At 36.1% G+C, this 24,294-nt stretch carries 25 protein-coding genes; 24 read left to right on the top strand and 1 reads right to left on the bottom strand.

Annotation, left to right across the window (positions count from 1 at the left end):
* The first annotated feature begins 2 nt into the window (after positions 1–2).
* From AC4BB5_RS09560 to AC4BB5_RS09455, 22 genes are all read left to right on the top strand, one after another.
* Positions 3–374, top strand: a complete 372-nt coding sequence (locus AC4BB5_RS09560) for a thioesterase family protein (RefSeq protein ID WP_490455928.1) — start codon at positions 3–5, stop codon at positions 372–374.
* A gap of 82 nt (positions 375–456) precedes the next feature.
* Positions 457–909, top strand: a complete 453-nt coding sequence (locus AC4BB5_RS09555) for a hypothetical protein (RefSeq protein ID WP_490455927.1) — start codon at positions 457–459, stop codon at positions 907–909.
* 73 nt (positions 910–982) lie between these two features.
* The gene (locus tag AC4BB5_RS09550; RefSeq protein WP_490455926.1) at positions 983–1,963 is read left to right on the top strand and encodes an NAD(P)H-quinone oxidoreductase; all 981 of its coding nucleotides are present in this window, start codon (positions 983–985) and stop codon (positions 1,961–1,963) included.
* Between the two features lie 16 nt (positions 1,964–1,979).
* Complete coding sequence (locus AC4BB5_RS09545; protein ID WP_490455925.1) at positions 1,980–2,318, top strand: nitrous oxide-stimulated promoter family protein; 339 nt, start codon at positions 1,980–1,982, stop codon at positions 2,316–2,318.
* A 401-nt stretch (positions 2,319–2,719) separates the two neighbouring features.
* Positions 2,720–3,589 carry a shikimate dehydrogenase gene (gene aroE, locus AC4BB5_RS09540; protein WP_490455924.1) on the top strand — a complete coding sequence of 290 codons (870 nt, stop codon included), beginning with the start codon at positions 2,720–2,722 and terminating at the stop codon, positions 3,587–3,589.
* A gap of 29 nt (positions 3,590–3,618) precedes the next feature.
* A complete protein-coding gene (gene aroF, locus AC4BB5_RS09535; protein ID WP_490455923.1) occupies positions 3,619–4,641 on the top strand; it encodes a 3-deoxy-7-phosphoheptulonate synthase in 1,023 nt (340 codons plus the stop codon).
* Positions 4,642–4,704: 63 nt separating this feature from the next.
* Positions 4,705–5,766, top strand: coding sequence for a 3-dehydroquinate synthase (gene aroB / locus AC4BB5_RS09530; RefSeq protein WP_490455922.1), 1,062 nt, complete (start codon positions 4,705–4,707; stop codon positions 5,764–5,766).
* A gap of 11 nt (positions 5,767–5,777) precedes the next feature.
* The gene (gene aroC / locus AC4BB5_RS09525; protein ID WP_490455921.1) at positions 5,778–6,944 is read left to right on the top strand and encodes a chorismate synthase; all 1,167 of its coding nucleotides are present in this window, start codon (positions 5,778–5,780) and stop codon (positions 6,942–6,944) included.
* A 29-nt stretch (positions 6,945–6,973) separates the two neighbouring features.
* Entirely contained in the window at positions 6,974–8,071 is a 1,098-nt protein-coding gene (locus AC4BB5_RS09520; RefSeq protein WP_490455920.1) for a prephenate dehydrogenase, read from the top strand.
* Positions 8,072–8,241: 170 nt separating this feature from the next.
* Positions 8,242–9,525 (top strand): 3-phosphoshikimate 1-carboxyvinyltransferase, encoded by a 1,284-nt coding sequence (gene aroA / locus AC4BB5_RS09515; RefSeq protein WP_490455919.1) that lies wholly within the window; start codon positions 8,242–8,244, stop codon positions 9,523–9,525.
* A gap of 15 nt (positions 9,526–9,540) precedes the next feature.
* Complete coding sequence (locus AC4BB5_RS09510; RefSeq protein WP_490455918.1) at positions 9,541–10,041, top strand: shikimate kinase; 501 nt, start codon at positions 9,541–9,543, stop codon at positions 10,039–10,041.
* 12 nt (positions 10,042–10,053) lie between these two features.
* Positions 10,054–10,902: a prephenate dehydratase gene (gene pheA / locus AC4BB5_RS09505; RefSeq protein WP_490455917.1), complete on the top strand. Its 849-nt coding sequence runs from the start codon at positions 10,054–10,056 to the stop codon at positions 10,900–10,902.
* Positions 10,903–11,012: 110 nt separating this feature from the next.
* A complete protein-coding gene (locus AC4BB5_RS09500; RefSeq protein ID WP_490459053.1) occupies positions 11,013–12,140 on the top strand; it encodes an LCP family protein in 1,128 nt (375 codons plus the stop codon).
* Positions 12,141–12,215: 75 nt separating this feature from the next.
* Positions 12,216–13,064: a DegV family protein gene (locus AC4BB5_RS09495; protein WP_490455916.1), complete on the top strand. Its 849-nt coding sequence runs from the start codon at positions 12,216–12,218 to the stop codon at positions 13,062–13,064.
* Positions 13,065–13,195: 131 nt separating this feature from the next.
* Positions 13,196–13,813, top strand: coding sequence for a DUF5052 family protein (locus AC4BB5_RS09490; RefSeq protein ID WP_490455915.1), 618 nt, complete (start codon positions 13,196–13,198; stop codon positions 13,811–13,813).
* A gap of 151 nt (positions 13,814–13,964) precedes the next feature.
* Positions 13,965–14,156 carry a hypothetical protein gene (locus AC4BB5_RS09485; protein WP_490455914.1) on the top strand — a complete coding sequence of 64 codons (192 nt, stop codon included), beginning with the start codon at positions 13,965–13,967 and terminating at the stop codon, positions 14,154–14,156.
* 203 nt (positions 14,157–14,359) lie between these two features.
* Positions 14,360–14,719 carry a hypothetical protein gene (locus tag AC4BB5_RS09480; RefSeq protein WP_490455913.1) on the top strand — a complete coding sequence of 120 codons (360 nt, stop codon included), beginning with the start codon at positions 14,360–14,362 and terminating at the stop codon, positions 14,717–14,719.
* A 156-nt stretch (positions 14,720–14,875) separates the two neighbouring features.
* Positions 14,876–15,154, top strand: a complete 279-nt coding sequence (locus AC4BB5_RS09475; protein ID WP_010761392.1) for a hypothetical protein — start codon at positions 14,876–14,878, stop codon at positions 15,152–15,154.
* A gap of 19 nt (positions 15,155–15,173) precedes the next feature.
* On the top strand, positions 15,174–17,237 hold the full coding sequence (locus AC4BB5_RS09470; protein WP_490455912.1) for a cation:proton antiporter: 2,064 nt from the start codon (positions 15,174–15,176) through the stop codon (positions 17,235–17,237).
* A 56-nt stretch (positions 17,238–17,293) separates the two neighbouring features.
* The gene (locus tag AC4BB5_RS09465) at positions 17,294–19,180 is read left to right on the top strand and encodes an ABC-F family ATP-binding cassette domain-containing protein (protein ID WP_490455911.1); all 1,887 of its coding nucleotides are present in this window, start codon (positions 17,294–17,296) and stop codon (positions 19,178–19,180) included.
* Positions 19,181–19,192: 12 nt separating this feature from the next.
* Positions 19,193–20,140 (top strand): thymidylate synthase, encoded by a 948-nt coding sequence (locus tag AC4BB5_RS09460; RefSeq protein WP_490455910.1) that lies wholly within the window; start codon positions 19,193–19,195, stop codon positions 20,138–20,140.
* Positions 20,141–20,158: 18 nt separating this feature from the next.
* Complete coding sequence (locus AC4BB5_RS09455; RefSeq protein ID WP_490455909.1) at positions 20,159–20,659, top strand: dihydrofolate reductase; 501 nt, start codon at positions 20,159–20,161, stop codon at positions 20,657–20,659.
* A 68-nt stretch (positions 20,660–20,727) separates the two neighbouring features.
* Here the strand turns inward: AC4BB5_RS09455 and lexA are convergent, their stop codons facing one another.
* Positions 20,728–21,348 carry a transcriptional repressor LexA gene (gene lexA, locus AC4BB5_RS09450; protein WP_490455908.1) on the bottom strand — a complete coding sequence of 207 codons (621 nt, stop codon included), beginning with the start codon at positions 21,346–21,348 and terminating at the stop codon, positions 20,728–20,730.
* A gap of 413 nt (positions 21,349–21,761) precedes the next feature.
* Between lexA and AC4BB5_RS09445 the strand changes: the two genes are divergently transcribed.
* Positions 21,762–22,004, top strand: a complete 243-nt coding sequence (locus AC4BB5_RS09445; protein ID WP_490455907.1) for a DUF896 family protein — start codon at positions 21,762–21,764, stop codon at positions 22,002–22,004.
* A 98-nt stretch (positions 22,005–22,102) separates the two neighbouring features.
* Complete coding sequence (tkt, locus tag AC4BB5_RS09440; protein WP_490455906.1) at positions 22,103–24,097, top strand: transketolase; 1,995 nt, start codon at positions 22,103–22,105, stop codon at positions 24,095–24,097.
* The last annotated feature ends 197 nt before the right edge of the window (positions 24,098–24,294 follow it).

The following is a 24,294-nucleotide window of genomic DNA, read 5'->3' as shown; positions in this document are numbered from 1 at the left end:
GTATGGAAGAGTTTTCTAAAAGGTTTGTTGTTGGTCCTAAGCAGACTGCAAAAGAAATTGGGTCAGGTGATTTAGACGTTTTGGCGACACCGGCGTTGTTAGCAATGGTTGAAAATACAAGCAAAGAATATTTGCATAAAGAATTAGCACCTGAGGAAACAAGTGTTGGTACAGTGATCAACGCGAAACACTTACGACCTTCTAAAGTCGGAGCTGAGATTATTGTCAAAGTAAAAGTTGATTCTCAAGAAAAATCAAAGATAAATTTTTCTTTTGACGTTTTTGATGATGAACAACTAGTAGCAACTGGAATCCATCAACGAGCTGTTATCTTAACAGATGTTTTTTTGGATAAATTGTCACTTCCTAAGTAATGATGCGAATGGGGTGACCTAGTTACAAAGTTATGCTAAACTTAACTTTGTAGAAATTATTTTAGATAAGGGGACGTAAATTATGAGTAGAGAAATGACTGGATTAAAGTTTTATTTTAGAAATGGCGAAACATGGACGATCGGTCGCCGTTTTATCGGAGATTTATGGATCAAACAAATCACAACTAGCTTTGGCCGTATCCACGGAAGTGAATTTATGGAAATTCACCCATGTGAAGGCTTCAAAATCGAAATTTTCCAAGAAGGCGATCATGTTCAAACGCACGATATCAACCTTGGTGGATTAGAGTTAGGTATGTTTGCTCGCGCCTTGAAATATGAAGATATTGAACGTATGGAAATTTTGTACAAAACTGGTACTCCAGATTTAGTTTACTTCCCATACAAAGATAAAACTGACGAAGGTTTAGACAATGTGTATCAATCTACTAAAGTCAGCGAAAAAACAAAAAGCTTATATATTGTAATTGACCCATCTCAAACGGTTGATGATGTGTATGGTGAAGAACTTTAATAAATGACTGTTGAGACCGTAGATTTCTTTTTAAAGATTCTACGGTCTTTTCGTTAAAATTGCGAGGTGTAGAATGAAAGCAATTGAATTATTATATAAGGAAAGTAAAAAAAATATAGTGCTGAATAAAGCAGCCATGTTACCAGAAAAAATGGCCAATCAGTTGTTAATCAAAGTTGAAGCTGCTGCAGTCAACCGCACTGATTTAGTGGCAATAGACACAGGGATATTGCCGAAAGGGAATCCGATCCTAGGCGTTGAAGTTTCAGGAACAGTTATACAAAGTGAGTCAGATGCATTTCCTTGCGGAAGTCGCGTAATGGGGCTTGTAAACGGTGGCGGATATGCGGAGTACGCTGTGATGAATGTCGGTAATGCAATGCTTTTATCCAATCAATTAACATTTGAGGAAGGGGCGGCAATTCCGGAGGTATTTCTAACGGCCTATCAAACCTTATTTTGGCTTGGTGAGCTAGGTTCTAGCGAATCAGTCTTAATCCATGCGGGTGCCAGTGGTGTGGGAAGTGCTGCAATTCAGTTAGCGAAACAATTGACCTCCGCTAAAGTATTTGTCACAGCAGGAACATCTGATAAACTTGAACTATGTCGATCATTAGGAGCAGATGTTCTGATTAATTATCACAACGAAGATTTTAGTGAAAAAGTTTACCAAGAAACTCAAGGACAAGGGATCGATGTTATTTTAGATTTTATTGGTGCATCTTACTGGAAAAAAAATCTTGCTAGCATAGCTTACGATGGTCGGTTGATTCTTATCGGTATTTTGGGCGGTACGATTGTAAATGAACTGAATTTAATGGAGTTATTAGAAAAAAGGACAACCATCAAAGGAACCTTGCTAACACCCAGAAGTGATACCTATAAAGCAAAATTGACCAAAGAGTTTTCAGATAAAACAAAATTACTTTTTGAAAATGGGAACCTAAAACCAGTTGTCGATACAATCTTTTCGTTAGAAGAAGTAGAAGTAGCACATCAGTATATGAGAAGTAATAAAAATAAAGGGAAAATCATATTGAAAATCAATGACTGAATAGTGAGAGATGAACATGGTGAAAAAGAATAACGGACCACAAATACAAGAAGAAAAACGAACCATCAGTGCAATGATCGATATCTATTATAAAAAACACAGAGCAACTAAGATCGATAAACAAATGTTGCAGTCTTATTCACAACTTCGATTGGACGTTTGTCGTTTTGGAGAAGAAAAGCCAACTTGTAAGCAATGCCCTAGACATTGCTATCGACCTGATTACAAAGAACAAATGAAAAAAGTGATGAGGTATTCTGGACCAAGGATGTTACTTTATCATCCGGTTTTAGCAATGAAACATTTTATAAAAGAAAATAAAAGTAAAAAAATAAATTACGATAAACCTGGCTAACAAAAGGGTTCCATCAAAAAAAACGTGAAATTTCAACGAGCATAAAACAAAATAGGTTGACACTGGGTTTACCTAGGTATATACTGATAACAATTCTTAAATAAATCAGTTACGGAGTGATTCATATGAAAACCATGAAGCATAACCAATTACAACTGAATAATTATTACTTTAGCTATTTTAGATGAGTTTGTATTCATAAACATTATGGATGCAGACTAGCAAGTTTGTATCTATGATGGCTAGGGGATTTTGAGATGACTTTCAGCCGCGTAGATGAGAAAATCTATAGTGGCTTTTATATTACCTATTTTTTGTGAGGTGTTCACTGTAGATTTTTCTGAAAATTTACGTGAATACCTTTTTTGTTTGAGAAAAACTACTTTTGAGGAGGAAATAAGATGGAAAATAAGATTACAGGACACACAAGACTAGCAGCACTTTTTGCTACACCGATTCGTCATAGTGTTTCACCAATGATCCATAACACTGCTTTTCAAGCTTTAGGGATTGACGCGGTATATCTTGCTTTTGAAGTGGGTACACAAGGATTAGAACAAGCAATTGAATCAATCAAAAATTTAGACATGATTGGGGCAAACTTATCAATGCCAAATAAAATCTTGGCAGTTGATTTTATGGATGAACTAAGTGAAGCCGCTCGCTTAATAGGTGCAGTGAATACTATTACAAATGATCATGGTAAGTTGATGGGACATAATACTGATGGCACCGGGTTTATGCGAAGTTTACAAGATATTGATGTTACTATCATCGGTAAAAAAATGACGATTATTGGCGCAGGTGGTGCCGCTACAGCAATCATTGTTCAAGCTGCTTTAGATGGTGTAAAAGAAATTGTTGTTTATAATCGAAAAGATGATTTTTACGATAAAATCAAAGAGAAATTGGCTTATATTTCAGAAAATACAGGCTGTGGTATTACGTTAAATGATTTATCTGATGAACTCAGTTTAGCTAAAGATGTGGCTGAAAGTGCACTATTATTAAACGCAACGGGCGTTGGAATGAAACCATTAGAAAACCAAACACCGATTCAAGATTTCTCTATAATTCATCCAGATTTAGCTGTTTGTGATGTTATATATACACCTAGAGAAACAGAATTTCTTAAACAGGCTCGTTTACGTGGAGCTAAGACAAATAATGGTTTAGGCATGCTGCTTTATCAAGGTGCAGCAGCATTTGAAAAATGGACAGGACAAGAGATGCCAATAGACATCGTAAAACCAATTATTGAAAATAACTAATTTAGAATTGATTGAAGGAGAGAGTAAACATGATCGTAATTATGAAATCAGAAGCAACAAAAGCACAAATCAAATCGGTGATCGAGCGAGTAAAAAAAGAAGGACTAGAAGTTCATTTAAGTGAAGGAAAAGAGCAAACAATCATTGGTTTAGTTGGTGACACAAGAAAAATGCAAGATGTAGCATTCAATAGTTACGATGGTGTTGAAAATGCGGTTAGAATATCTTTAACATACAAACTAACAAGTCGGGAATTCCATCCAGAAAATACAATTGTTGATGTTGATGGTGTTAAAATAGGCGATGGAAGTATGACAATGATGGCAGGACCATGCTCAATCGAAAGCTTGGATCAAATCCGTGAATGTGCGAGAATCGCTAAAGCGGGAGGCGCAACAATTTTACGAGGCGGTGCATTTAAACCAAGAACATCTCCATACGCTTTCCAAGGTTTGGAAGAGGAAGGGCTTAAATATATTCGCCAAGCAGCCGATGAATTTGACATGAAAGTTATTACAGAAGTTATGGATGAAGCCCATATTGATATGATTGCTGAATACAGCGATATTTTGCAAATCGGTGCTCGAAATATGCAAAACTTTAAATTATTACAAGCAGTTGGAAAAACAGGTAAACCAATTGGTTTAAAACGTGGTATTTCTGGTACAATTGATGAGTGGCTAAATGCAGCGGAATACATCGCTGCTCAAGGGAATTTTAATGTCATTTTCATTGAACGCGGTATCCGCACATACGAAACAGCAACTCGTAATACACTTGATTTAAGTGCTGTTCCACTTATCAAAAAATTAAGTCACTTTCCAATCATTGTTGATCCTAGTCATGGTGTAGGAATTTGGGATTTAGTTCCTTCAATGGCACGTGCTGGGGTAGCGGCTGGTGCAGATGGATTGATCGTTGAGATTCATCCAGATCCCATCAATGCTTGGTCGGACGGACCACAATCATTAAACGAAAAAACATACATGCGCATGATGAAAGAAGTGCACATCATTGAAAAAGCAATGAAAGAAATCAACGATTTAGAATAATTAACTAAATAAGAAACAACTGAAGGTCATTATTTTCTCATTTAAAAAAAGGAGTTGAAGTAAGTGAAACTCACGGTAAGTTTACCCAATCATTCGTATGATTTAACAATTGAAAAAGGCTTGTTAAAAGACATCGGTTCCTGGACAAAAGAACTATGGCTGCCACAAAAAGTTGTGATCATAACCGATACGAATGTCCATCCTTTGTATGGTGAGCAAGTTTATAAAAGTTTGAAAGCAGCAGGATTTGAGCCTTCTACTTTTGTAATCAAAGCAGGAGAGCAAAGTAAAAGCTTGTCTGTGGCTGCTGATATTTATGATTTTTTAGCAGATGAAGGATTGACTAGAAGCGATGGGATCATCGCTTTAGGTGGAGGCGTTGTTGGTGACTTAGCAGGTTTTGTGGCCTCGACATATATGCGTGGTCTTCATTTTTTACAAGTTCCAACGACATTATTAGCTCAAGTAGATAGTAGTATTGGCGGGAAAACAGCAGTCAATACAACAAAAGCTAAAAATTTAGTAGGCACATTTGCTCAGCCAGATGGTGTTTTGATCGATCCAGATACGTTAAGTACGTTGGAAGTTAGAAGAATTCGAGAAGGAATTGCTGAAATCATCAAATCAGCAGCAATTGCTGATAAAGATTTATGGAACCAGCTGGATGTACTAGTAGACGAACACGATTTAATAGTACATGCAACAGATGTTATTTCAGCTTGCTGTAAAATCAAAAAACAAGTTGTTGAAGAAGATGAATTAGATAATGGGGTTCGTTTACTTTTAAACTTCGGTCATACGATCGGTCATGCTCTAGAAAATACTGCTGGTTATGGCAAATTAACTCATGGTGAAGGTGTAGCAATCGGGATGAGCCAAATCACAAGAGTTGCTGAAAGTAAAAATTTGACACCGACTGGTACGACTGAACGATTAAATAAAATGATCCAAAAATTCAATTTACCGACTACGTCAGCCAAATGGGATAGAGAACAATTATACACTGCATTAACTCATGACAAAAAAACACGAGGCGGGAAAATCAATATTATATTATTAGAATCGATCGGTAAAGCCAAAATCGTTCGGATTCCAATTGAAGAAATGAAGAGTTATTTAGACTAGGAGGAAATCATATGCGTTTTATTACTGCAGGAGAATCACATGGACCAGAGTTAACAGCCATCATTGAAGGCTTACCGGCAGGGATGCCACTATCACCAGAGGATATCAATCTAGAGTTAGCTAGAAGACAAGGTGGATATGGTCGTGGTGGCAGAATGTTGATTGAAAAAGATCAAGTACGAATTACTTCAGGTATTCGTCATGGGAAAACATTAGGTTCTCCAGTGACACTTGTCGTTGAAAACAAAGACTGGAAAAACTGGACATCGGTTATGTCGATAGAAGAAGTTTCTGAGAAAGAAAAAAAGATTCGTCGAGTAAATAAACCACGTCCAGGACACGCAGATCTTGTCGGAGGGATCAAGTATCAGCATGATGATCTCAGAAATGTCCTAGAAAGGTCTTCAGCACGCGAAACAACGATGCGTGTTGCAATCGGAGCCGTTGCTAAAAAATTATTGAAGGAATTGGAGATAGAAGTAGCCGGTCATGTTGCAATTCTAGGTGGAATCAAAGCAGAAATCCCTGGAAACTTAACAGTTAAGGAAATTCAAGAACGCTCAGAAAATTCAGACGTTCGAGTATTGGATCCATCTGTTGAACAAGAAATTCGGGATTTAATTGATAAGACAAAGAAAAATGGCGATACGATTGGCGGCGTTGTAGAAGTCGTTGTTGGAGGAGTTCCGATCGGTTTAGGCAGTTATGTCCAATGGGACCGTAAATTGGATGCAAAAATTGCTCAAGCTGTGACGAGTATCAATGCATTTAAAGGTGTTGAATTTGGGATTGGTTTTGAAATGGGCTTTAAGCCAGGTAGCCAAGTCATGGATGAAATTGTTTGGAATAAAGAGACAGGATACACAAGGACATCGAATAATTTAGGTGGTTTTGAAGGTGGGATGACAAATGGTATGCCTATTATTGTTAGAGGCGTTATGAAACCTATTCCGACATTATATAAACCATTGCAAAGTGTTAATATTGACACTAAAGAACCTTATAAAGCAAGTGTAGAGCGATCCGATAGTACAGCAGTTCCAGCGGCGAGTGTCGTTTGTGAAGCTGTAGTTGCTACTGAAGTAGCCCAAGCAATGCTAGAAAAATTTGGTAGTGATGCTTTCGAACAAATGAAAGCAGAAGTTGAGTCATACCGTCGCTATACTCAGACGTTTTAATTGAAATTAAAGATGGAGAGTGAAGCGAAGTGAATAAAAAGGTTTTGATTGTCGGTCTTGGATTGATTGGCAGTTCATTAGCATTATGTATCAAAAAAGGGCATCCATCAATAGAAATCATTGGAATGGATAAGGAAGCAACTTCAGAAGAATTTGCTTTGAAACGAAAAATCATTGATCGAAAAGGAACTTCTCTAGAAGCTGCAGCTGTACAAGCAGATATCATTTTTTTATGTACACCAGTTAAAAGTATGTTGAACCAATTAAAATTATTGGGAACTTTGCCATTAAAACAAAGTGTGATCATTTCTGATGTGGGAAGCACGAAATTAGAAATTATTGAAGCTGCCAAAAAAGCAGGGTTGAAAACATTTATCGGTGGACATCCAATGGCTGGATCGCATAAGTCAGGTGTAACTGCGGCTGATGAAAATTTATTTGAGAATGCGTATTACATTCTAACTTCCTCAGAAACAGAAAAGCAAAATCAAATCAATGAACTAAAAGAGCTATTGGAGAAGACACGAGCAAAATTTGTAGTTCTTACAGCTAAAGAACATGACCAAATTACAGGAATGCTTAGTCATTTGCCACATATTATAGCCGCAGGTTTAGTGAATCAAAGCAAGTCTTTTAATGAAGAACATCCGCGTTCCCAACAATTAGCTGCTGGTGGATTTAGGGACATTACGCGAATTGCCTCTTCTGACCCGCAAATGTGGACTGATATTTTGTTGAGTAATAAAGAGGCTTTATTAGAGTTAATGAGCTCGTGGCAAAATGAAATGGAACAAGTTTCATCTTGGATTCGAGCCGAAAATAAAGAAGCTATTTTTCAGTTTTTCTATGAAGCAAAAGAAACTAGAAGTCAAATGCCTGTACACAAGGAAGGCGCGATCCCAGCGTTCTATGATTTATTCGTGGATGTGCCTGATGTTCCAGGTGTGATTGCTGAGATTACAGCTTTACTGGGCAGAGCGAAACTTTCGCTAATAAATTTGAAAATTCTTGAAACTCGAGAAGATATCTATGGTATTTTACAGTTAAGTTTTAAGCGGCAAGAAGACTTGAATAAAGCAAAACAAACGATTGAAAAAGAAACAAGTTATTTGTGTTATGAAAAATGATCCTTATGTTGATTTTTATAAGAGATTGAGAAAGTGGTTGTATCATACATTTTCTAGCTAGACAAATCTATCTTTAGTAAAATAAAAGGACAATGAGACAAATCAGGTTTCAATAACCGTTTTATACAAGCTTAAACGATTGTTCTGCTTTTAAAATTAGGAGGGATATTTTGGATTTAGTAACTAACAAAGTAGGCTTAAACGGAATGATTGATATTCCTAGCGATAAATCAATTTCACATAGAAGCATTATGTTTGGCGCAATCTCGCAAGGAAAAACAACGATTAAAAATTTTTTGCGTGGCGATGACTGCTTAAGTACCTTAAAAGCGTTTCAAGATTTGGGTGTTAAGATTGAAGATGACGGGGAAATAATTACTGTTCATGGCACAGGTTTTTCAGGGTTAAAACAAGCCACACAAGCAATTGATGTTGGCAACTCAGGGACTACGATTCGTTTGATCATGGGTATTTTGGCTGGTACGAAGTTCACTACAGAATTATTTGGTGATCATTCAATTGCCAAACGACCGATGAATCGAGTGATGATGCCGATCAATCAGATGGGGGTTAAATGTACAGGACATGACGGAACAGAATTTCCACCGTTAACTGTAACAGGAACAGAAAACCTTAGTCCAATCAATTATCAAATGCCTGTAGCCAGTGCACAAGTCAAATCAGCTATTTTATTTGCTGCTTTACAAGCACATGGGCAATCCGTCATTGTAGAAAAAGAAAAAACTCGAGATCATACGGAAGATATGATTCGCCAATTCGGTGGTGAAATTACAGTTTCAGGAAAGGAAATTCGTATTGAAGGACCACAAAAATTAGTTGGACAAGATGTTATCGTGCCAGGAGATATTTCTTCAGCTGCCTTTTTCCTCACAGCGGGTTTGATTATTCCAGATAGTCAAATTGTATTAAATAATGTAGGATTAAACCCTACCCGTACAGGTATCCTTGATGTTATTCAGCAAATGGGTGGAAAATTAATAATTGAAGAAACAAATAGTGATGTGAATAAGGCTGGAACGTTGAGTGTTGAAACAAGTGAGTTAAAAGGAATCGAAATCAGTGGGGAAATCATTCCAAGATTGATTGATGAGTTACCGATCATTGCACTGTTGGCAACACAAGCTGAAGGAACGACAATCATTCGAGATGCTGAAGAGCTAAAAGTTAAAGAAACCAATCGAATCGATGCAGTCGCTAATGAATTAAATAAAATGGGGGCTAATATAGAACCTACTGATGACGGGTTGATTATCCATGGTAAGACAAAACTGCATGGCGCAAAAGTTACAAGTTATGGCGATCACCGTATTGGTATGATGTTGCAAATTGCTGCGCTTTTAGTAAAAGAGGGAACAGTGGAATTAGAGAAAGCCGAAGCAATTTCTGTTTCTTATCCAAGATTTTTTGATGATTTAACTAAATTATATCGATAAACGGAGGAACAAAACATGAAGGGGATTATTTTAATTGGTTTTATGGGAGCAGGTAAAACGACAGTGGGGAAACTACTGTCAGAGAAAACAGGGATGGAACATATCGACTTCGACGATAAAATCGTTGAAGAGATTGGGATGACAATCCAAGAATATTTTGATTTGCATGGTGAAGAAGCCTTTAGAGAAAGAGAAACGAATGTCTTAAAGCGATATTTAAATCATAATCAAGTCGTATCAACTGGTGGAGGTATCGTTATGAGATCAGAGAATCGAGAACTTCTAAAACAAATGGCACCTGTTGTTTATTTACAAACGAAACCAGAAGTTTTTATCTCGCGCTTGAAACATGATCATACAACTGTTAGACCGTTAGTTGTGTCAAAATCTCCAGAAGAAATCACACAGGTTTTTGAACCTAGGATTCCATTCTATGAAGAAAGTGCTAGCTTAGTTATTGCAACAGATAATCGAACACCAGAAGAAATTGTACATGAAATCTTAGAGAATATATAAGTAGGTGAGCCAATGAAAGTCGGATTTTTAGGTCCAGAAGCTTCTTTTACTCATAATGCAACTAAGACTGCTTTTCCAGATGAAGATTTAGTCTCTTATCATTCAATTCCTGCCTGTATAAAAGGAGTTGAGTTTGGAGAAGTCGATTTAGGTGTTGTACCAATTGAAAATACGATTGAAGGTTCTGTCAATACAACAGTAGATTATCTTTTTCATCAAACAACAATTCCAGTAGGTGCAGAAATCGTTTTGCCGATTTATCAACAATTGATGGTGGCAAAAAAGAATATAGAAACTTGGCATGAAACAGCTAAAATATTATCCCATCCTCAAGCATTAGCACAATCACAAGAATTTATTCGGACTTATTTTCCGCTAGCTGATCTTGAAGCAACTCCGTCTACAGCTTACGCTGCAAATTTTGTTTCTAGTCATCCAGATCAAAAAATCGCGGCCATTGCGCCAAAACTTTCTGCTGAGAAATACGATCTTGAAATTGTTGGTAAAGATATTCAAGATGTAGCAATCAACCAGACTAGATTTTGGGTGATTGGGTCTGAAAAAGTTGATTTACCAATAGAGGCAACTGCTAAGAAATTAACCATTGCATTGACGATGCCAAGTAATATACCAGGAGCTTTACACAAAGCATTATCTGTTTTCAGTTGGAGAGATATCGATTTAAGTAAAATTGAGTCACGACCATTGAAAACAACCTTAGGAGAATATTTCTTTTTAATTGATATCAATGTGCAAAAACAGCAACAGCTGCTAGATAACGCTTTAGAAGAAATACGATTGATGGGTGGATCGGTGAAAATATTTGGAAATTATGCGATTCATCCAATCAACGGAGTATAAAGATCTGAAAAGGTCTTTTTATTTTTTGTTAAATTTTAGCTATCTAATAGGAATTTTTAGTGAAATAAGGTATGCTTATAACTGTTGTTAATTAAAGTGAGGTGGAAATGATGAGCCGTGTAGATCGCTATAAACACATACATGATAAATCAAAACCAATAGAAGAAAAAAACGGTTTTAATCCGAGAAAAGAAAAAAATCATACAGAAGAACCGAAAAATAGCTATAATCAAGAACAAGAACCGCTAAATGAACCAAATCAAAATTTGGAACAATCAGATAATACTGAAAAAATGAAAAGTTTTACGAAGAAAGAGAAAAAGCCAAAGAAACCGAAAAGAAAAAGACGGTTTAGCTGGCCTAAAAGAATCGCTTTATTTCTGGTGTTACTGATAGTGCTAGCAGTAGGCTTCTTTTTCAAAGGAAAATCTTATGCTGAGAATGATAATTCGTTGCCTAAAGAGGCAATAGAAACTTTCAATGGTGTGAAGAGTGCGAATGGTGCAAATAATATCTTGATTTTAGGTAGTGATACAAGGGGCGAAGATGCAGGACGAGCAGATACTATTATGGTTTTGCAATTAGATGGACCTTCTAAAAAACCTAAATTGATTTCATTTATGCGTGATACATTTGTTGATATTCCAGGCTATGACGAAAATAAAATTAATGCATCCTATGCTTTAGGCGGAGCAGATTTAGTCCGTCAAACACTAGCTGAAAATTTTAATATTCAATGTAGATACTACGCCAAAGTGGACTTTCAATCCTTTGAAAAAATTATTGATTCAATGTTCCCAAGCGGTGTAAAAATCGATGCTGAAAAAGACTTGAACTTAGACGGTGTTGATATTGCTAAAGGTGTTCAAAAGATGGATGGACATACACTCTTACAATATTCACGTTTTAGAAAAGATGATGAAGGGGATTTCGGTCGTGTTCGTCGTCAACAGCAAGTAATGACAGCTGTTATGGGACAATTAAAAAATCCTTTAGCGTTACTTCGTACACCAGAATCTTTAGGTCGTTTAGTTGGCTATATGTCAACGGATGTTCCCACAACCTTTATGCTTAAAAATGGACCATCATTGATGCTAAAAGGCGGCGGTGGAATCGAACGCTTAGCGGTTCCTGTTGAAGGATCATGGAGCAATCTTGATGTGGACTATGCAGGAAGTGTCCTTCAAATCGATTTAGATACAAATAAAACAGCAGTTCAAAATTTTCTTGGTCAATAAGTATTTTATTTAATTATGACTTGATTTATGCTATATTTATAGTACCGTGTAAAATTAGTGAAACGAGGTTACAAAATGAAAATTGCTATTGTGACAGATAGTACAGCTTATTTACCTGAGCGAATCAAGAACTCACCAAATTTATTTGTTATTCCCATACCTGTTATTCTGGATGGAAAGATATATAACGAAGGAATTGATATCGAAGCTGATGAATATTACAGTTTGTTGAATAGTAGTAAAGAGTTTCCCACAACTTCTCAACCTGCATTGGGTGAAGTGATTGAACTGTACAAAGAAATTGCCTCTAAAGGATATGATACGATTATCAGTATTCATCTATCATCTGGAATTTCAGGATTTGTTAATACATTGTTTTCATTAACTGATTCGATTGATGGAGTTACCCTTTATCCGTATGATTCTAAAATCACAAGTGTACCGATGGGGCATATGGTAGAAGCAGCATTAGATTTAGTAAAAGAAAATGCGAGTTTGGAAGCAATCTTCGCAAAATTGGATATCATAAGAGACAATACCTATGCTTATTTAATCGTTGATGATTTGAATAACTTGGTGCGCGGCGGTCGTTTAACAAATGGTGCAGCATTAATTGCTGGCTTATTGAAAATCAAACCTATTTTGACATTTGAAGATGGAAAAATCGTCTTATTTGAAAAGATCCGTTCAACAAAAAAAGCATTTGCTCGTGCTGAACAAATCATTGGTAAACGAGATGAAGAAATCGGTCGACCAGTGAAATTATATGTGATTCATGCAAATAATTTAGAAGTGGCTGAAGAAGAAAAAGTAAAGCTTCAAGAAAAATATCCAAGTGCAATTATTGAGATTGGTCATTTTAACCCAGTTATTGGAACCCATTTAGGCGAAAAAGCGATTGCGCTTTGTATCTCAGCTCAGTAACTGAATTATAGAAAATAAGGATGAAATAAAACTGGCTAGTGGAGTTTTATTTCATCCTTATTTTTTCGTTCTTTAGATGGATACCTTTTAATTATAATGTTTGCTATGATTATGATAAGGGGGAGAAGTAAATGAAAGAAAATAGTTTTAAAAAAGTCGGAGTACTTGTTTTCTTCTTGTGCAGTATATTGATTGCATTGAGTGGTTGTCAAAATATTAGAATGTTTTTTAAAGGCTTTGAAGAAGACTTTAAAGGGTTGGAGATGTCGATCCAAACCTATGACGAACAAAGTCAACTTGTTGATCATATCGTTGGTAAATCAGTGAAAATTGAACGTGATGAAACATTTGACATTCAAGAAGGGGAAAATGAGAAACAAGGAGATGTCATTCAAATCACCATTGGAAGACACGAAATGCATCATGTAGGTTCGTCAATGATCATCAGTGAAACAGGCTTGGATAATGTTTTTGAAGATTACGCTAAAACTATAGATGTGGAAAAATTTGATCGTGGTGTTCCTTTTATTAATAGCATGGTCAATGATTTAAAGAACTCGTTTTCTGGAAAGAAAAAAGTAGTGTTGATTCGTAGCCAAAACGGTACACCATTAGCAACTTATGCAGGAGACAAAGTTTCAATGTATCAAACCGATGTGCCTAAAAGTACTGGTTTATTGATAGACGGGAAATATTTGTTTATTTATCGCTGTGACTATACGCTTTATGATACCGAATTATTAATGTAATAACTGCATTAGTATAGTTCAACTAAAAAGAAATAGTATGTTACAATTAAAAAAATCATGCCATTTTAATAGATTATCGACAAAAAATAACGATTCAATAGTCATTTTCCTTCAAAAGTAAGGTATACTTAAAGAAAAGGAGGGCGAGTGGATGAGTCTAACTGAAGAGCGATTACAAAAAGAAAAAATGAAGCAAGTTCAACTACTCGCTGCGTATTACCAAGTAGTCAATCGATTACCACTTGGTGATAAGAGAGATCAGATGATTCGTGATATCTTAGCTTGTAAAGATAAAATAAAAAAGATCAATCAACAATTGACAGAACTAAATAAAAAGGATTAATAGCTTTTCAGCTTTATCTGTTCATGCTTAGTGTAAGAATTGATGAAAATATAAAATCCCATTTTTAGAAGGAGCTTATTTTGATTATAGATTTTTTTACAGTACTATTCATAGCTTTTGTTATAATCATGTATATTTATTTGAGTTTAGTAAGGAAAAGCGTTCTTATAAAAAGCATTAAAAGAAAAATAGTTTATATCCTAGTGATTGGATTTAGTATTCTTATCTTGTTGCTTACTCTACTTTCTGAACAAACGATTGATCAAAGAATTCGTGGTTTTTTGTCAGTTTTACTTGTTTTAAGTTTTCTTTTAGATACAAAAGGTCTTTCAGATGATCGTCTTATTTTAGGACCTTTTGATAAAAATGGTGTCCTGTATCAGGATGTTGAAAAGATGGCGTTATTGCTTAAGAAAAAAGAAATCCGTTTAAACTATTTTAAAAATGGCAGACGTGGTCCAATGATGAAATTTTCTATTCCATTAGAAGATTTACTTGCATTTTTGTCTGAACGATTGAACGAAGAGACTGAAATCAGTATTTTGGTGGATGAAGACCAGTAAACATGGAGAAAATAGCATATTACTTTCTCTTATTCTTAAAGGGGATGTTTCAAAGACTTCATTTTAATTAAAAATTAAAAGAATAGTTAATTTTAGTAGGTATTTCTTAAACTGTTTGCTATAATGTGCAGAGAAATTCTGAAAGGAAGTATTGTTGTGAGTAAAGAAATAGAGCAACGAATTGCTGAATTACGTGAAAAATATAAAGAACTGCCTCCAGAGAAAAAAGCAGAATGGGAACGCCATATAAAAAAAAGAAACTTTTTGAACTATAAAAAAATAGAATTGATTAAGTCTGAGTTGCTTCGTTTAGAAGCAAGACGTGCACAATTAGAACTGTGTGATAAAGAAAAAGAGCTTGGATTGATTGAGAAAAAAATTACATGTAAGAAAGAAAAACTGTTACGGTATTTAGGGAAACAACTCAATCATTAATCAATAAGGGGGATACGAGATGGAGTTTGTTTATTTAATTATTGTGTTTGTTTTTGCAATAACATTTTCAAATGTCTTTAACCGAATCGTCCCGATCATTCCTTTGCCAATCGTACAAATAATCGTAGGGGTATTGATCGGTTTGACGGATATCGGTCGTGAAATAGTATTTGAACCAGAAATATTTTTAGTGATGATCATTGCACCGTTATTGTTCCGTGAAGGGGAACGAAATGATATTTCGGCGACGATGAAAAATTTTAGTGTGATTTTATTTTTGGCCTTCATAGGTGTTTTGATTACGCTTGTCAGTGTGGGTTGGGCTTTACATATGGTTATTCCTGCTTTGCCTATCGCAGCTTGTTTTGCTTTGGGAGCAGCTCTTGGGCCTACAGATGCGGTTGCTGTAGGTTCTTTATCTGGAAAAATTCAGATACCACCTAAAGCAATGCATATTTTGGAAGGTGAGGGCCTGATCAATGACGCATCTGGCGTTACCGCTTTTCAATTTGCACTAGCGGCTTTGTTGACAGGAAGTTTTTCAGCTGCTGATGCTGGAATTACATTGATTGTGTCTAGTATTGGGGGAGCAATCGTAGGGGCCATTTTAGTTATGATCAAACGTCAAGTTGTAATGATCCTAGAAAAAGCGTCAGCTAGAGATGTAACCGGTTATTTATTATTAGAGTTATTATTGCCATTTTTAGCTTATATGGTCGCAGAGCTATTCCATGTTTCTGGAATTATTGCTGCAGTGGTAGCAGGTGTTATGCAGGCCGCTAGTTTTAAAAAGATTTCATTATTCGAAGCTGAGCTTTCAAGTGTTTCAGAGAGTACTTGGGGTACAATCACATTTACGTTGAATGCATTAGTCTTTCTTTTCTTAGGAATTGAGTTATCTCAAGTTTTTTCACCGATTTGGAATAGTGAGACATATTCAAATAGTTTCTTGATGGTGGTTATTTTAATTTTAAGTGTTACCCTTTTCACTGCCCGTTTTTTCTCTATTTTCTTGATTTACAGTGTGAAGAATGGATTGAAAAATGTGTGGCAGTCAATGAATGAAATGTTGATCCTAACCTTCGGTGGGGTCAAAGGAACGGTCAGCTTGGCCACGATTTTTATTTTACCTTTAACGTTAAATGGCCAAAATTTTCCAGAGCGTTCATTGCTGTTGTTTATTACAGCCTGTGTAATCTTGGTGACATTAGTTGGTGGTATCCTTGTGTTGCCTTTTCTGACTGAATCTGATGAAGTTGAAAGTACCAATATGCAAGGGATTGCCTTGCTTCAAGATGTTATCGAAAGACTTAAAAAAATCAACCAAGAAGATCCTCATGTTGAAATGAATGTTGTTATTGAAAATTATCAAGATCGCGTAAAAGAATTATACACGGAACAATTACCTTCAGATCAACGACAAGAGGTACAAGAATTAAGAGCACTAATCGTTTCAATCGAACGTGATGGTTTAGAAGAGAGTTTCCGACAAAAAGAGATTGGCATCGAAGGATACCGACTTTACGAACGATTGATTTCTAGAATGGAACGTTCTATTGCTAGACAATTACTTTCAATCATTGGTTTTTGGCTACTTTTTGTGCGCCAAATTATTGCTTTCTTTGTGCATCCTAAAATACTATTTGGTAAAAAGGATGAAGAGAACCGACGAGAGTTTCAAAAAGAAGAATTAGAAAACGTTCGTCAAGTCTTTTTGCAAAACACAGAAGTGATTCTGAAAAGTTTGGATAACTTAAAAGGTGTTTATGATGATGAAATCATTCAATTTTTTATTGAAGGTCGTTTACAATTTGCTCACAGATTGGAAGATGGAACATTTATTGATTCATTTATTGTTCGTTCTCAATCTAATTACGCTAAAGAACTTTTGATTGGTTATCAACAAGAACGAAGGATGATCGATGAATATGAACTTTCTGAAAAAATTTCTTCTTTTGACGCAAATGAATATCGAAAAAATGTTAATTTGCTAGAATCCTATTCGATCAATGATGTTTCTAGCGCGATTCCACTTAGAAAATTGACAAGAGAATTAAAAAGAGAAGCAGACGAAGAAAACTAGCTTCTTTTTTTTAGTATTTTTTGTTACAATAAGCAGGATGAAAAGGGCGTGAGCATATGAATGAGTTAAAAGTAAATGAATTAACCAAAACATATGGAGAGAAAACGTTATTTGACCAAATTTCTTTCCATATCCATGATAAAGACCGAATTGGTTTGATTGGTACAAACGGAACTGGGAAAACTAGCTTGTTGAATATTTTAGCAGGTAAGGACAGCGGTGACGGTGATATTGAAGCGATTCAACAAGCGAATGACTATCAAATCGGTTATCTTTCTCAAGATCAAGAATTTGATCCTAATTTAACTGTGGTGGAAGCTGTTTTTCAAGGAGAGACTCCTATTATTCAAGCTGTAAAAAACTACGAATTGGCCTTGCTTTCTTTAGCTGAGGATGGTCTGAGTGAAGCGGCTCAAAAACAATATGCACAAGCGGAAGAACGAATGAATAAAGAAGATGCTTGGACAGCTGATACTGATGCAAAAATTATTTTACAAAAATTAGGTATAGAGACGCTACATAAAAAAATTGGCGAGTTATCTGGCGGACAAAAGAAACGTGTCAGCCTAGCTCAAGTATTGATTGAATCACCTGATTTATTATTACTGGATGAACCAACAAACCATTTAGATTATGAAGCAATCAGTTGGCTAGAGAGCTTTTTAAATGGATATCGTGGTGCTATTTTAATGGTAACTCATGATCGTTACTTTTTAGATCGAGTAACAAATCGGATTTTTGAATTATCTTTTGGCAAATTATATGAATACAAAGGAAATTATGAAGCTTATATTATTGCTAAAGCGGAACGTGAGCGTGTTGGTGTCGAACAAGAAGAAAAAAGAAAACAACTTTATAAACAAGAACTAGAGTGGATGCGAGCTGGGGTGAAAGCACGTGGAACAAAGCAACAAGCGCGACAAGATCGCTTCCACGATCTTAAAGAAAACCTCCATCAAGTCAATCAAAAAGGACAGTTGGAAATCGATGTAGCAACACAACGGTTAGGTAAAAAAGTTTTAGAAGTCAAGGATGGAAGCTATCAAATCGAACATAAAACAATCCTAAACGAGTTTGATCTTCTGATACAAGCGAAAGATCGCATTGGAATTACGGGGAAAAATGGTGCTGGAAAATCTACGTTATTAAATATTCTTGCTGGACGTTTGTCTTTGGATAGTGGAGTATACTCAATTGGAGAAACGGTCAATCTTGCATATTATACACAGCAAAATGAAGCAATGGATCCAAACCAACGTATGATTTCTTACTTACAAGATGCGGCGGAGCAAGTACAAAGAACAGATGGGACAAACATCGGTGTTGCTGAATTACTAGAGCGATTTCTGTTTCCGCGATTTATGCACGGTACGATTATCGGTAAACTTTCAGGCGGTGAAAAACGTCGGTTGTACTTATTAAAACTTTTGATTAGCCAGCCGAATGTGTTATTATTGGACGAACCGACAAATGATTTAGATATTGATACTTTAACAATATTAGAAGACTATATTCAAACGTTTAAAGGCGCTGTAATTGCAGTTTCTCATGACCGTTATTTTCTTGATAAGACAATGGACAAGTTACTTGTTTTTCAAGGAAACGGTCAAATTACCACCTATTTTGGTTCAATGAGCGAATATCTTACTACAAGCAAAGAACAATCCAAAAAGTTAGTTAAGGTTGAAACAAAACCATTTAAAGAAATGGAAAAAAAAGAAAAAACTAAATTGACTTATATGGAACAAAAAGAGTGGGAAACAATAGAAAACGACATAGCACAACTTGAAGAACGTTCAGCTCAACTTACAGAAGAGATGAATCATCAAGGGGATGACTTCACAACATTGCAGGAGCTTCAATCAAACTTGTCAACTGTAGAACAAGAGCTTGAAGATAAGATGGAGCGCTGGGAATATTTGAGTGAGTTTGCAGAAAATTAGGAGGCAGTAACTATGGAAGAAGCATATTTAGCATTAGGCCGTACGATTTTAGAGGAAGGTCACTTAAAAGAAGATCGCACTGGAACGGGTACAAGAAGTATTTTTGGTCACCAAATGCGTTTTGATTTGTCTAAAGGGTTTCCTTTGTTAACAACTAAGCGAGTTCCATTCGGTTTAATAAAAAGCGAACTTTTATGGTTTTTAAATGGGGATACGAACATTCGCTACCTCTTACAACATAACAATCATATTTGGGATGAATGGGCTTTTGAACGCTATATCAAAAGTGATGACTACCACGGTCCGGATATGGCTGATTTCGGACGTCGAATTCTTGTTGATGAAGAATTTAAGAAAAGTTACGAAAAAGAGCACAAGGATTTTTGTGATAAAATTTTATCAAATGATATATTTGCTGAGAAATATGGTGAACTAGGTAATATTTACGGAGCTCAATGGCGTCATTGGGAGACCAAAAATGGTAGTTTCATCGATCAACTAAAAAATGTTATTGAAATGATAAAGAAAACACCGGATTCCAGACGTCTAATCGTATCCGCTTGGAACCCTGAAGATGTTCCGTCAATGGCTTTACCGCCGTGTCATACAATGTTTCAATTCTATGTGAATGATGGGAAACTAAGTTGCCAATTGTATCAACGTAGTGGTGATGTTTTTCTCGGTGTTCCATTCAATATTGCTAGCTATGCGTTATTGACGCATTTAATTGCTCATGAAACGGGTTTAGAAGTAGGTGATTTCGTCCATACGTTAGGAGATGCTCATTTATACACTAACCATGTTGATCAAATGAATGAACAGCTTACTCGAGAGATTCGATCTTTTCCTACATTAAAACTGAATCAAGGAAAACAATCTGTTTTTGATTTTGACATGGAAGATATTGTGATAGAAGGATATGATCCACATCCTGCAATTAAGGCGCCAATTGCCGTTTAATTTGAAAGGAGTTTCCCTATGCTAGCAGCCATATGGGCACAAGATGAAGAAGGGACGATCGGTAAAGAAAATCAGTTACCTTGGCATTTACCAAATGATCTGAAATTTTTTAAACAAATGACTGAAGACAATACGATTGTTATGGGGAGAAGGACCTTTGAAGGAATGGGGGGACGTCCCTTGCCAAATCGTCAAACGATTGTTCTAACAAGAGATAAAGAATACCGTGCAAACGGGGTCATCGTATTTCATACTGTAGACGAAGTGCTTGATTATGCTAAAACTTTCATTGGAATTACATTTATTGCAGGTGGTTCAGCAGTATATGAAGACTTTTTACCTTATTGTGATGTACTATATCGCACGGTTATTCATCAAGTATTTGATGGCGATACGAAGTTTCCATCTGTTACTTGGGAAGATTGGACATTGATTAATTTAAGCGAAGGAACGAAGGACGAAAAAAATAGATATGATTATCAGTTTGAAACGTATCAGCGTAAAGTAGCTACGGATTAAAAAGTTGACGTTTTTTTAGTCGAAGAGATAATAAAAAAAACATACTACTAAGTATGTTTTTTTATTATCTAAATATGATTGCGATATAAGCCAACAACTTTCCCCAAAATACTTACATTACTTAAAATAATGGGATCTAAGGCGTCGTTCTCTGGTTGCAAACGAATATGATCAGTTTCTTTAAAAAATCGCTTGCAAGTAGCTTCATCTTCATCAGTCATAGCAATAACGATATCACCATTAGATGCAGCGTTTTGTTTACGGACAATCACTTGATCGCCATCCAATATGCCAGCGTTGATCATACTTTCACCTCTGATAGTCAGCATAAACAAAGCATTTTCCTCTGCTTTTAAATCAGGTGGAAGAGGGAAAAAATCAGATGCTTCTTCTACAGCTAAGATAGGTTCCCCTGCTGTAACAACTCCAAGCATAGGAATAACTGTTGGTTTTACACCAATCCGATCTAAACCGTCTGCTGTCAATTCAATCGCTCTTGGTTTGGTAGGATCACGTAAAATCAGCCCTTTTTTCTCTAAACGCGCTAAGTGTCCGTGAACGGTTGAGGTTGAAGAAAGATCTACAGCCTTGCCAATTTCTCTCACGGTCGGGGGATAGCCTTTAAGCTCGACTTGCTCATATATATATTTTAATACTTCTATTTGTCTTGTGTCTGTACGTTTCACCAAAACCCGCACCTTCTTTCAATTTATATTTTTAGTGTACCATAGTTTCATAGAGGAATCAAACAAGCGTTCGTGTTTTTTTGAAAAAGTCTCGTTAGGATAATTTTTGGTAAAAAATAAGTGTGACTATCTAGAGTTTTGCATAGATAAGGGATATTCTTTCTTTTTTTTATTAAGAATATAGTTGTATTTTCTTTGTGCATCTTATAAGATAGACATGGAAAGTAAACTTGTCCATTTATACAAGCTAAAGTAATGATCTACTTCGATTTTACCATTTCCTAAGAGGTGAAAATTCAAGTAGTGATAGGATTTCAAAAAAGGGGAAATACACTTGTGAAAAAGTATTACAAACCTATTTTTCTTTCAGAACTGAGTGAGCCCTATTTAGCTTTTAAAATAAGGAGGTATAACTAATGTTATCATCTGATAAAATGAACCGAATCAATGAACTTGCCAACAAGGCGAAAGAGGATGGATTGACTGAGAAAGAACAAGCAGAACAAAAGGTACTTCGTCAAGAATATTTGGCTGCTTTTCGGGGAGGTATGCGTCATCATATCGAAGGGATGAAAGTGGTTGATCCTAAAGGAAATGATGTAACACCTAAGAAACTTAAAGAGATTCAAAAAGCTAAAGGATTGCATAATAGAAAATAATTTTAGTTTTTTTTACTAAAAGTAATTGCTTTCATAACCAAAATACGATAAAATATAGTTAATAAAGGTAAAAAAAACCTAAATAGGAGATGATTTTTTTGTTCGACAACACTGATCAGTTAGGCGTCAATACAATTCGTACACTAAGTATCGAAGCAGTACAAAAAGCAAATTCAGGACACCCTGGGTTACCAATGGGTGCTGCACCTATGGCTTATGCACTTTGGACAAAGCATTTGAAGGTAAACCCGAAAACATCAAGAAATTGGGTCGATAGAGATCGCTTCATTCTTTCTGCTGGTCATGGTTCTGCAATGTTGTATAGTTTACTTCACTTAGCAGGATACGGTGTAACAATGGACGATTTGAAAAGTTTTCGTCAATGGGACAGCAAAACACCTGGGCATCCAGAAGTACATCATACAGACGGTGTTGAAGCAACTACTGGTCCTTTAGGTCAAGGAATCGCAATGGCTGTTGGTATGGCAATGGCAGAAGCACACACTGCAGCGATTTATAATCGTGACAGTTTTCCTGTAATCGATCACTATACGTATGCACTATGTGGTGATGGTGATTTGATGGAAGGTGTTTCTCAAGAAGCTAGTTCAATGGCCGGACACATGAAATTAGGTAAACTGATCGTGTTATATGATTCAAATGACATCTCTTTAGATGGACCAACATCAAAAGCATTTACAGAAAATGTTGGTGCTCGTTATGAAGCATATGGTTGGCAACACATCTTAGTCAAAGACGGTAATGATTTAGAAGAAATTTCTAAGGCTATCGAAGCCGCAAAAGCTGAATCAGACAAACCAACATTAATCGAAGTTAAGACAGTTATTGGTTACGGCGCACCAAAAGAAGGAACATCTTCTGTACACGGGGCACCGATTGGAGCAGATGGAATCACTGCTGCTAAAGCTGTTTATGGCTGGGAATATCCTGATTTCACTGTTCCAGATGAAGTCGCTGCCCGCTTTAAAGAAACAATGGTAGAAGAAGGCGGAAAAGCTGAAGAAAAATGGAATGAAATGTTTGGAAACTATACAAAAGAACATCCTAAATTAGCAAAACAATTTAAACAATCTTTTGCTGATGAACTTCCTGAAAATTGGGATAGTGAATTACCAACCTATGAAGTAGGTTCAAGTGCAGCTAGTCGAGTAACAAGTAAAGAAACGATTCAAGCAATTTCTAAAGCTGTACCAGGTTTCTGGGGTGGTTCTGCTGATTTATCTGCTTCAAATAATACAATGGTTGCAGCGGAAAAAGATTTTGAACCTGGGCAATATGAAGGTCGAAATATCTGGTTTGGTGTTCGCGAGTTTGCAATGGCCGCAGCAATGAACGGAATCCAATTGCATGGAGGAAGTCGTATTTATGGCGGAACATTCTTTGTTTTTACTGACTACTTACGTCCTGCAGTCCGTTTGGCAGCGATTCAAAATACACCGGTAACATATGTGCTAACACATGATTCTGTAGCTGTAGGTGAGGACGGACCTACTCATGAGCCTGTTGAACAATTAGCAAGTATTCGTTGTATGCCAGGTGTTCAAGTAATTCGTCCAGCCGATGGCAACGAGACTGTTGCAGCATGGAAGATTGCTATGACAACAAAAAATGCTCCAACAGTGTTAGTTCTAAGTCGTCAAAACTTACCAGTTATTGAAGGTACAAAAGAGAATGCAGGTGAGTTTGTTCAAAAAGGTGCTTATGTAATTTCTAAACAAAAAGGTGAAAAAGCACAAGGAATCTTAATTGCAACTGGCTCAGAAGTGAATTTAGCAATCGAAACACAAAAAGCATTAGCTGAACAAGGGAAAGATGTTTCGGTTGTTTCAATGCCAAGCTTTGATTTGTTTGAAAAACAAACAGCTGAATACAAAGAGTCTGTTTTACCTAAAGATGTGACTAAACGAGTTGCAATCGAAGCAGCTTCACCATTTGGCTGGGAGCGATATGTTGGAACTGCGGGGACAACTGTAACAATTGATCACTTTGGAGCTTCAGCTCCTGGCGATTTAGTCTTGAAAGAATTTGGGTTTACAGTTGATAATGTGGTGTCAAAATATAATAGCTTATAAAAAATAAAAAAACAGAAGTTCACATTTTGTGAATTTCTGTTTTTTTATTTTTAAATTAAGAATCTTATATATAGAAAAAGGATTGACACAGTGATAAGCAAATTTAAAATAGCAATTGAAGCCTTTATTTTCTCTTGTTCGGTAATTAATTGTGGGATCTTGAACTAGTCAAAGTAAGACCTTGCTCGCTTTTTTTT

The sequence above is a fragment of the Enterococcus sp. AMC1252 genome, from assembly GCF_058216515.1.
Note: the sequence above shows the minus strand (reverse complement) of the source record. Positions and strands in the feature narration are given on the sequence as shown.